This window comes from Phenylobacterium sp., assembly GCF_031412415.1.
Classification (GTDB): Bacteria; Pseudomonadota; Alphaproteobacteria; order Caulobacterales; family Caulobacteraceae; genus Phenylobacterium.
On record NZ_JANOCX010000127.1, the window covers coordinates 1 to 9,076 of the forward strand.

8 protein-coding genes are annotated in these 9,076 nt (G+C 67.5%); 3 read left to right on the top strand and 5 right to left on the bottom strand.

The features are described from left to right. A partial coding sequence (gene alaS / locus RMO04_RS06255; protein WP_309643926.1) for an alanine--tRNA ligase occupies positions 1–1,950 on the top strand: 1,950 nt, incomplete at its 5' end. Here the strand turns inward: alaS and RMO04_RS06260 are convergent. Further along, complete coding sequence (locus RMO04_RS06260) at positions 1,947–2,855, bottom strand: hypothetical protein (RefSeq protein ID WP_309643927.1); 909 nt, start codon at positions 2,853–2,855, stop codon at positions 1,947–1,949. The genes alaS and RMO04_RS06260 overlap by 4 nt on opposite strands. 339 nt (positions 2,856–3,194) lie before the next feature. Here RMO04_RS06260 and RMO04_RS06265 point away from each other — a divergent pair, with 339 nt between their 5' ends. Continuing rightward, positions 3,195–3,821 (top strand): PEPxxWA-CTERM sorting domain-containing protein, encoded by a 627-nt coding sequence (locus RMO04_RS06265; RefSeq protein WP_309643928.1) that lies wholly within the window; start codon positions 3,195–3,197, stop codon positions 3,819–3,821. A 70-nt stretch (positions 3,822–3,891) separates the two neighbouring features. Here the strand turns inward: RMO04_RS06265 and RMO04_RS06270 are convergent, their stop codons facing one another. The 4 genes from RMO04_RS06270 to RMO04_RS06285 all read right to left on the bottom strand — a co-directional run bounded on the left by RMO04_RS06270 (position 3,892) and on the right by RMO04_RS06285 (position 8,745). Further along, positions 3,892–4,269, bottom strand: coding sequence for a VOC family protein (locus tag RMO04_RS06270; protein ID WP_309643929.1), 378 nt, complete (start codon positions 4,267–4,269; stop codon positions 3,892–3,894). A gap of 93 nt (positions 4,270–4,362) precedes the next feature. Further along, positions 4,363–6,876 carry an esterase-like activity of phytase family protein gene (locus RMO04_RS06275; protein ID WP_309643930.1) on the bottom strand — a complete coding sequence of 838 codons (2,514 nt, stop codon included), beginning with the start codon at positions 6,874–6,876 and terminating at the stop codon, positions 4,363–4,365. An 89-nt stretch (positions 6,877–6,965) separates the two neighbouring features. Next, positions 6,966–7,514 carry a DUF2939 domain-containing protein gene (locus tag RMO04_RS06280; protein WP_309643931.1) on the bottom strand — a complete coding sequence of 183 codons (549 nt, stop codon included), beginning with the start codon at positions 7,512–7,514 and terminating at the stop codon, positions 6,966–6,968. A gap of 4 nt (positions 7,515–7,518) precedes the next feature. After that, positions 7,519–8,745, bottom strand: a complete 1,227-nt coding sequence (locus RMO04_RS06285) for an NADP-dependent isocitrate dehydrogenase (RefSeq protein ID WP_309643932.1) — start codon at positions 8,743–8,745, stop codon at positions 7,519–7,521. 117 nt (positions 8,746–8,862) lie between these two features. On the opposite strand from RMO04_RS06285, the gene RMO04_RS06290 reads away from it, so the two are divergent. Then, a partial coding sequence (locus tag RMO04_RS06290; RefSeq protein ID WP_309643933.1) for a TrmH family RNA methyltransferase occupies positions 8,863–9,076 on the top strand: 214 nt, incomplete at its 3' end.

Consider the following 9,076-nt stretch of genomic DNA (forward strand, 5'->3'; position numbering starts at 1 on the left):
GCCGCGGTGCTGCAGGGCGTGCACGACAACTACGATGTCGACCTGTTCCGCTCGCTCATGGCCGCGTCGCGCGAGCTCGTGGGCGGGCCCGGCGGAGCCTCCAACGGCGCCTCACACCGGGTGATCGCCGACCACCTGCGCTCGTCCAGCTTCCTGATCGCCGACGGCGTGACACCGTCGAACGAGGGGCGCGGCTATGTGCTGCGCCGGATCATGCGCCGCGCCATGCGCCACGCCCACCTGCTGGGCGCGGAAGAGCCGTTGATGCACCGCCTGGCGCCGGTGCTGGTGGCCGAGATGGGGCAGGCCTATCCCGAGCTGCGCCGCGCCGAGCCGGTGATCGTCGAGACCCTGCGCCAGGAGGAGGAACGCTTCCGCCGCACGCTGGGCCGCGGCATGACCCTGCTGGACGAGGCGACGGCGAATATGGAGGCCGGCGGCGTGCTGCCCGGCGAGACCGCCTTCAAGCTCTACGACACCTATGGCTTCCCGTTGGACCTCACCCAGGACGCTGTGCGCAACAAGGGCCTGACCGTCGACCTGGATGGGTTCGATGCGGCCATGAAGCGCCAGAAGGACCAGGCGCGCGAGGCCTGGACCGGATCTGGCCAGGCCAGCCAGGGCGCCGAATGGTTCGCCCTGCGCGAGCGGCTCGGCGCGACCGAGTTCCTGGGCTACGAGACCACGGAGGCGACCGGAAAGCTGCTGGCCCTGGTGGCGTCGGCGGCCGAGATCACCGAAGCCGAGGCGGGCCAGACCGTGCTGGCGGTGTTCGACCGCACGCCCTTCTATGCCGAGAGCGGCGGCCAGGCCGGCGACATCGGCGAGATCGAGTGGACGGGCGGCCGCGCCAAGGTGCTCGACACCCAGAAGCAGGCCGGCGACCTCTTCGTCCATGAGATCGAGATCCTGCAGGGCGTGCTCGCGGTCGGCGCCGACGCGCGCCTGGAGGTCGACGCCCAGGTCCGCACCACGACCCGCTCCAATCACTCCGCCGCTCACCTGCTGCACGCGGCCCTGCACCATGTGCTGGGTCCCCACGTTTCGCAGAAGGGCCAGATGGTCGACGGCGAGCGCATGCGCTTCGACTTCAGCCATGGCGGCCCGCTGACCCCCGTCGAGATCGACAGGATCGAGGCCGAGGTGAACGCGGTGATCCGCCAGAACCTGCCCGCCGTCACCAAGGAGATGGCGCCCGACGAGGCGATCGCCGCCGGCGCGGTGGCCCTGTTTGGCGAGAAGTACGGCGACAAGGTCCGCGTCCTGGCTCTCGGCCACGCCTTGGACGGCGACGGCGACTATTCCGTGGAGCTGTGCGGCGGCACCCACGTGGCGCGCACCGGCGACATCGCCCTGTTCAAGATCGTCAGCGAAGGCGGCGTCGCGGCGGGTGTCCGCCGGATCGAGGCCCTGACCGGCGAGGCGGCGCGCCGCTGGCTGGTGGAGCAGGCCGGCGTCGCCAAGGCGCTGGCTGACCAGTTCAAGACCCCGGTCTCCGAGGTCCTGGCCCGGGTCGACGCCCTCGACGCCCAGCGCCGCAAGCTGGAGAAGGAGCTCTCCGAGGCCAAGCGCCAGCTCGCCATGGGCGGCGGCGCCTCGGGCGGCGCGCCTTCGGGGCCTGAGGATATTGGCGGTGTCCAGGCGATCGCGCGGGTCATGGACGGCGTGGGCGGCAAGGATCTGCGGCCGATGGTCGAGGAGTTCCGCAAGCAGGTGCCCAACGGCGTCATCGCCCTGATCGGCGTGGCCGACGGCAAGGGCGCGGTGGCCGTGGCGGTGACCGGTGAGGCTTCCGCCAAATTCAACGCCGTGGACCTGACCAAGGCCGCCGTGCTGGCCATGGGCGGGCAGGGGGCGGGCGGCCGTCCCGACTTCGCCCAGGGCGGCGCCCCGGACGGCGGCAAGGCCGGCGAGGGCCTCGCGGCGATCAAGGCCCTGCTGGGCGCCTAAGGCGTCTTGCAGAGCACCCGGTCGATCCGCGCGCCCTTGGCGTTGCGTGTCAGCTCGGTGTCGTAGAGGAACCCCGAGCCATCCGGGAGCCACGCGGCCGCCTCTTGCTGGGGCATGGTGTTGAGCGGCACGACCTGATGGGGACCATCCAGTCCCTTGGCCAGGTCGAAGTCCAGCACAAGGGCGGCGATGTAGGTCAGCAGCACGGCTCGCTTGCCGTCCGCGCTGATGTCCAGGGCCGTGGCGATGGCGCCGGGGAAGGGGTGCTGGGCCATGATCGCCGGCAGGTCGATCTCGCCGAGCTTGGCGAAGGTCTGGATGTCCTTGCCGTCCCGAAGCTGTGCGGCGGCCAGGCGGTAGACCAGGGCCGGTCCCGGCTTCGTCATCCTGGCGTCGATCGGCTTGGTGACCAGATAGAGGTCGCCATTGGGATGCACCGCGAAGGCTTCGGCGTTGTGCGGCCCGTCCGGATAGCGGGCGCGGACCACGCGCAGGGCCTTCACCTTGTCCTTGAAGGCCTTCTTCTCGACCACCAGAGTGAAGGCCACCTCGTCGCGCTTGCCCGGATTGTCGCCGATGTCGCCGAGATAGAGGCAGGTCTTGCGGCCGCAGGGACCGAGGGACATCTCCTCGATGTCACGGGGCTTTGGCCCCTCGATCTCGACGGCCCGCGTCGACTGGCCGGTCAGGTCGGAGACATAGAACCGCAGGCCGTCGCCGCTGTCGTTGTTGTGGTAGAGCCGGTCGCCGTAGCGGTCTGAGACCTCCAGGCCGCTGGCCTCGTCGACCAGCGTGGTGTCGAGCGCGCCGAAGGGTCCGGCCGGCCCCCAGGCCTTGCAAGCCTCGGCCGCGGCGGCGGGATTGGCGAGGAGAAGGGCGCAGAGCAGGCTGGCGACGGCGCGCATGGGCGGGGCTCCGGACCTCGAGAACAGAGGCGACGATGGGGGCCTGACCCAGAGCGGTCAAGCCGGTGGAATGGCCGGCCTCGGGGCCCTCGGCCCCAGACAGCCTCAGCGCGCTGATTCGAGGATAACACCCGGCAAGGTAGCGGCGAGGCCGGGCCGCCGCCGCTTCTGTCGCCCAGCGGGCAAGGTTTTTTCGCCTGTGAGGGGAAACTTGGTCACTAAACCCCAGATGGGATTAACCATGTTTGCATACTGCCGAGCTTGTTTGTATTCGGGGGCCAACATTTCTGGCCCGTCTCTTGAAGCGCGACGGGAAACAACCGTGGGGACCGTTCCATTATGCGCCAGTTTCTGACCATCGCCGCCGCCGCCGCGACCCTCGCCGTCGCGGCCGCTCCGGCCCAAGCCGCCATCCTGTTCACCGGCGACCACAGCGTCACGGTGAACCAGGCCGAACCCGGCCTGGTGGTGAGGACCCAGGAGATCGCCAGCACCCTGAACTTCTCGCTGGATCTCAATCAAACGACGACGGTCGACCTCTTTAAGCTCTACACGCTGGAGACCTCGGTCAATCCCGACGACCTTTCCCAGAAGGCGATTTCGGTGGGCTTCACCTTCACCGTGCCGGAAGTCTTCGGGGGCGCGGTCGGCGGAACGACCGTCGGCCAATACTTCTTCGGTATCTTCGACAAGGGCGTCGTCACCTGGAACAATGGCGGCACCCACACCTTCGACTTCGGCAATGGCGGCAAGTTGATGGTTGACCTCGACAACGCCGACTTCAATGGCGGCTTCGTTGACCTCAACCCCGGCAAGGCCCACGGCGCCAAGATCAAGGCCGACTTCACCCTGACCCAACTCCCGTCGGCGGTGCCCGAGCCCGCCACCTGGGCGATGATGATCACGGGCTTCGGCTTGGCCGGCACGGCGCTTCGCCGCCGCCGCGCGACCGCCGTCTTCGCCTAGGCGATCACGCTAAGACACTGAAAAGGCCGGGGCTCGCCCCGGCCTTTTTTGTTGTCGGTCGTTTGGATCGTCAGGCTTTGGCGAAGACAGCGAACTTGTTGCCGGTAGGGTCGCGCATGTAAGCCGCGTAGAAGCTGGTGGATTCCGGCGGCCGCGGACCCGGCGCACCCTCGTCGGATCCGCCATGGGCGAGGGCCGCGGCGTAAGCGGCGTCCACCGAGGCGTTATCGACGCCCTTGAAGGCGATCATGATCCCATTACCACCCTGGGCCGGCCTTCCATTTTCAGGCGGACATACAAAGGTGTTGGCCTCGGCGTCCCTGGGTCCGTAGCCAGCCCAGCCGCCGTCCAGAAACTTACGCTCATAGCCGATGGCGCCCAGCACCGCGTCGTAGAAGGGCGTCGCCGCCTCCACGTCGAGTGCACCAATAGTCACATATCCAATCATGCGATCCTCCCGTCCCTTGGAGACTCCAGCCTAACCCGGCGGATGGAACGAAACAAGAACATACGCGGGCGCCGAGCGTCACGCGGGATCTGGTCAGAACCGTCGAGCAACCGCGAAAGTGACCCGCGCGCTGGTTTCGTCGGCAAACCTGGCGCCGACGCCCGCCCGCCATCCGAAACCGGCGGTCTCTCCGGCGAGGGCGAGCTCCGCGACCGCGTAGTCGTCGGCCAACGAAGGCAGGCTGAGCGACTGAGTCGCCATCACGTGATCGGCGGAAGCCAGCCTTGATCCGACCGTCTCGTCGTCGTCCGACTCCGAGACATAGCCCAGCCGCAGCGATGGGAGGACGTTTCCGAGCCGGCCGCTGGCCTCGACACCGGCTGTGAACCAGGTGCGATTGGTGGAGTGCTCGCCGATAGTCGCGTTGCCAAGTGACGCGCCGGTCTCGGTATAGGCGTTGGTCTCAATGCGGCTGACGCCCACGCCGATGTAGGGACCCAGGCGGAAGGCGCCGAGTTGTGGAGCCCAGCCGGCCTCGGCGCTGAAGGAACCGCCCTGCGCGGTGGTCTCTCCGCTCGCGATGAGGCCATATGCGCCAGGTCGGGCGATCTCGTCGAAGTCGACCTTGCCGACCAAGGCGGCGGCTGCCTGAACATAGAGGCCCTGAGCGTCTGCGTAGCCGCCATAGAGGCTGAAAGACATGGCGTCGGCTTCGAGGCTGTAGCCCGCGCCGAAGTCGCCATCGAGGCTCCGATATGCGGCGGCCGCGCCGAGTCGGATGTGTCCGCTCAGGCTCCAGTCGACGCCGAACGCGAAGCCGGCGCCATCGGCGGAAAGCGCCGCCAAGCCGCCGCCGGCCGGGGTTTCCAGGCTCGACCAATCGCCTTGCACCCAGATCCGCGGCGCGGCATCGGCGAAACCGCCGGCGCGGCGCAGGGCCGAGATATCCTCCAGGGCGGCGGTGGACGCCGCCGAACCAAGATCGAGCGCCGCCGCGCCGGCGACGACGGTTGCGGCAGGGACCGCGGCCTTCATCGCAGACAGGGCCATCGGATCGACATAGGTCGGTAGGGTCAGGCGGTAGACCAGGACTAGGCTGTCGTTGTTGCCAGTACCTCCGGCGCCGCTCAGCGATGCGTCGAAGTCCTGGCCGTTGATGCGGCCGTTGTTGGCCATGAAGTCATTGTCGTTGCCGACCAGCAGGAAGAAGTCGCGGGGAGCGTTTTCCTCGAGAACCGGGACCAGACCCATGGCCTCCCACTTCTCGGAGACGGACAGGATGTCGGACGGCGCCGTCTTCAGGTTGAGGCCGAACTTGCCGAGCTGCACCGGGTTCAGCATGTTGACCAACTGGACCTGTTGCACCGGCTTGATCGTCGTGTTCAGCACGCCGCCAGGCGAGACCGCGCCGGTCGCCGTGTTCTCGAAAGCCGTGCCGGCTAGGTTGGTGGCGCCCGTCGTATCGACCAATAAGACGCTCTTGTAGACGGGCGAATTGGCGGCGTTGGCGCCTGAGCCGCGACCCACCCCATCTCGCGACAGGACCAGAAACTGGTTAGCGTTGAGCGCCAACATCTCAGATTGGGCGGCGGCGGCGGTCGGCGCCCCACCGATGCCTGGCGCGCTGACGATCGGCAATTGCAGGACATAATGCTCGACCGGGTTCGTCGGTGTCCGGCTGCTAGCGATGTCGTAGACCAGGATGCGGGTGTTGTTGCGGCCTTGGTTGCCCGGGCCGGTGTCCTGCACCGTAGCGCTTTGCAAGATTGTCACCAGCTTGCCGCCGTCGGGTGTGACCGCCAGAGCCTCGAGACCCTGGTTATTGCGACGGCCGCTCGCGGGTGGGTTGACGCCGTTCATGTCGACGACGCCCGCCGTGCGTGGCAGCAGGGCGCTCACGGTCTGGATGGCTCCGATCTGCCGGCCGGTGCGGTCGAAATAGTAGATCCCGGCGGCGTATTCGTCCGAGATATAGAAGGACCCGTCACCGAGAAAGGCGATGGCCTCCGAGTCCATGCTGATCCGGCCTGCGCCCTCGCCGGTGGCGGGACTGGGATACTGGATACCGCCCCGGGTGATCACATTGGAACCGGCGTCCTTGCCCGTGAAATTCTGACCATTGGCGTCGGTCAGCAGGAAGCCGCCCGTCGGCGTGATCGCGAGCTGGTTCTGCGAGGCGGTGGCGGCGGGCAGGTTGGCCGATCCCGTGTAGGGCGCCAGAACTAGATCGTGGGTATGCACACGATTGCGATAGTTGGTGGTTCCGACAAAGGGGCCGACGTCATTGGGGCCGCGGTCGGGCAGGGTGAACATCTTGCCGGAGTAGGTTCCATCGGCGCGTCGCCGCCATGATCCCAGATCCATCGCCATCCCGGAGAATGAGCCAAGCGTCTCGCCGGCGAAGTCTCGCGTCGTCGCCGCAAGCCGCCCGACCCCCACAAGACCCTGGTTGGTGAACGTCTGACCGCCCAGGCTGACCGACTGAGCGCCGGTCGCGGTCGTCAGGTTCGGCGTGGTGTAGACGGTGGATTGGGCATGGGCCTGTCCGCACGCGAAAAGCGCAAAGGCTGAGGCCGCGGCGAGCGCGCCCTGACGGGTCGAGATCATGGATAGTCCCCCTGAGTTGGGACTCGCCTAACAGTGGTTCATGTCGGAGCGGCGAAGGTTGTTTGTCGCTCGCGTGACAGGCTATCGCCTCACGATCCGCCGCGGGGGGCCCGGATCTGGACCAGTTTCCAAGTGAACAGGTCGCGGCGCTGGAAGCTGAACACCACGGGTTCGGCCGCGCCCGGCGCCGCCACGGCGAAGCGCGCGCGGTTGGGTCCCCAGTATCGCAGCTTGGGGAAGGCGGCCTTGGCGTCGGCGGGCGCCTTGCCCGGCGCATAGCCGCGGGTGAGATCATAGAGGCCCGCGGCGTCGAGGTAAGGCTCGACGGCCGGCGGCGGCGGGGTCAGCGGCTCGATGGCGCGGCGCACCGCGCCGATGGGATCGGACCAGATGTCCGGCGGCGCCGGTGCGGCCACGGGTTTCGCGGCCATCTGGGGACGCAGGCCCTCGCGCACGGCGCGGTAATCGACGAGTTCGGCCAGGGCCTGTCCATCGCCGTCGCGGGCGGCGGCCTTCAGGGCCCGGAACGCGAAGAACGGCGCGACCGCGAAGGTCAGCGCCGTTCCCAGCATCAAGACGACGATCAAGCGGAACACCGCCCGCGCCAGGCTCCAGCCGTGGGGCGCGCGGGGGTCCATGACCTTAGGCGGCGGGCGACTCGGCCAGCGCCTTCTCGAGATTGGCCGCGACCTTGTCGATGAAGCCCTCGGTGGTCAGCCACCCTTGGGTGTCGCCGACCAGCAGGGCGAGATCCTTGGTCATCGAGCCGCTCTCGACGGTGGAGACGCAGACCTTCTCCAGGGTGTCGGCGAAGTGGTCGAGTTCCGGGTTGCCGTCCAGCTTGGCGCGGTGCTTCAGGCCTTGGGTCCAGGCGAAGATCGAGGCGATGGAGTTGGTCGAGGTGCTCTCGCCGCGCTGATGCTGGCGGAAGTGGCGCGTGACGGTGCCGTGGGCGGCCTCGGCCTCCATGGTCTTGCCGTCCGGGGTGATCAGCACCGAGGTCATCAGGCCCAGCGAACCGAAGCCCTGGGCCACTTCGTCGGACTGCACGTCGCCGTCATAGTTCTTGCAGGCCCAGATGAAGCCGCCGGACCACTTGAGCGCGGAGGCCACCATGTCGTCGATGAGGCGGTGCTCGTAGACGATGCCGGCTTCCTTGAACTGGGCTTCGTAGTCCTTGAAGACCTCGGCGAAGATGTCCTTGAAGCGCCCGTCATAGGCCTTGAGGATGGTGTTCTTGGTCGAGAGGTACAGCGGGTACTTGCGCTTCACGGCGTAGGCGAAGCTGGCGTGGGCGAACTCGCGGATCGAGTCGTCGAGGTTGTACATGGCCATGGCCACGCCGGAGCTGGGGTACTTGAACACCTCGTGCTCGATGGTCTGGCCGTCGTCGCCGACCCACTTGATGGTCATGGTGCCGGGGCCGGGGACCAGGAAGTCGGTAGCCCGGTACTGGTCGCCGAAGGCGTGGCGGCCGATGATGATCGGCTGGGTCCAGCCCGGGATCAGGCGGGGCACGTTCTTGCAGATGATCGGTTCACGGAAGACCACGCCGCCCAGGATGTTGCGGATGGTGCCGTTCGGCGACTTCCACATCTTCTTCAGCTTGAATTCTTCGACCCGGGCTTCGTCCGGGGTGATGGTGGCGCACTTGACGCCGACACCGTGGCGCTTGATCGCCTCGGCCGCCTCGATTGTCACCTTGTCGTCGGTGGCGTCGCGATGCTCCATGCCGAGGTCGTAATAGTCGAGCTCGATATCGAGGTAGGGGAAGATCAGCTTGTCCTTGATCCACTTCCAGATGATGCGCGTCATCTCGTCCCCGTCGAGGTCGACGACAGGGTTGGCGACTTTGATCTTCTTGGCCATGAGGGCGAAGCGCTCCGAGGGCGTAACGATAAGGTTGGTCGCCGTATACTAGGCCCGCGCCACGAGGCAAAGGCCCTGGGGGGTTGCACGGCCGCCGCATCGGAATGAAAACGCCGCATGACCCCGCCCTGCATCATCCTCGACAAGCCGCAACTGGCCCAGAACATCGGCGCGGTGGCCCGCGCCATGGCCAATTTCGGCCTGGCGGACCTTCGCCTGGTCAATCCGCGCGATGGCTGGCCGCAGGACCATGCCTGGGCCGCGGCCTCCGGCGCCGAGTGGCCGCTGAACGCGGCGCGGATCTATGAGAGCGTCGAGGCGGCCATCGCCG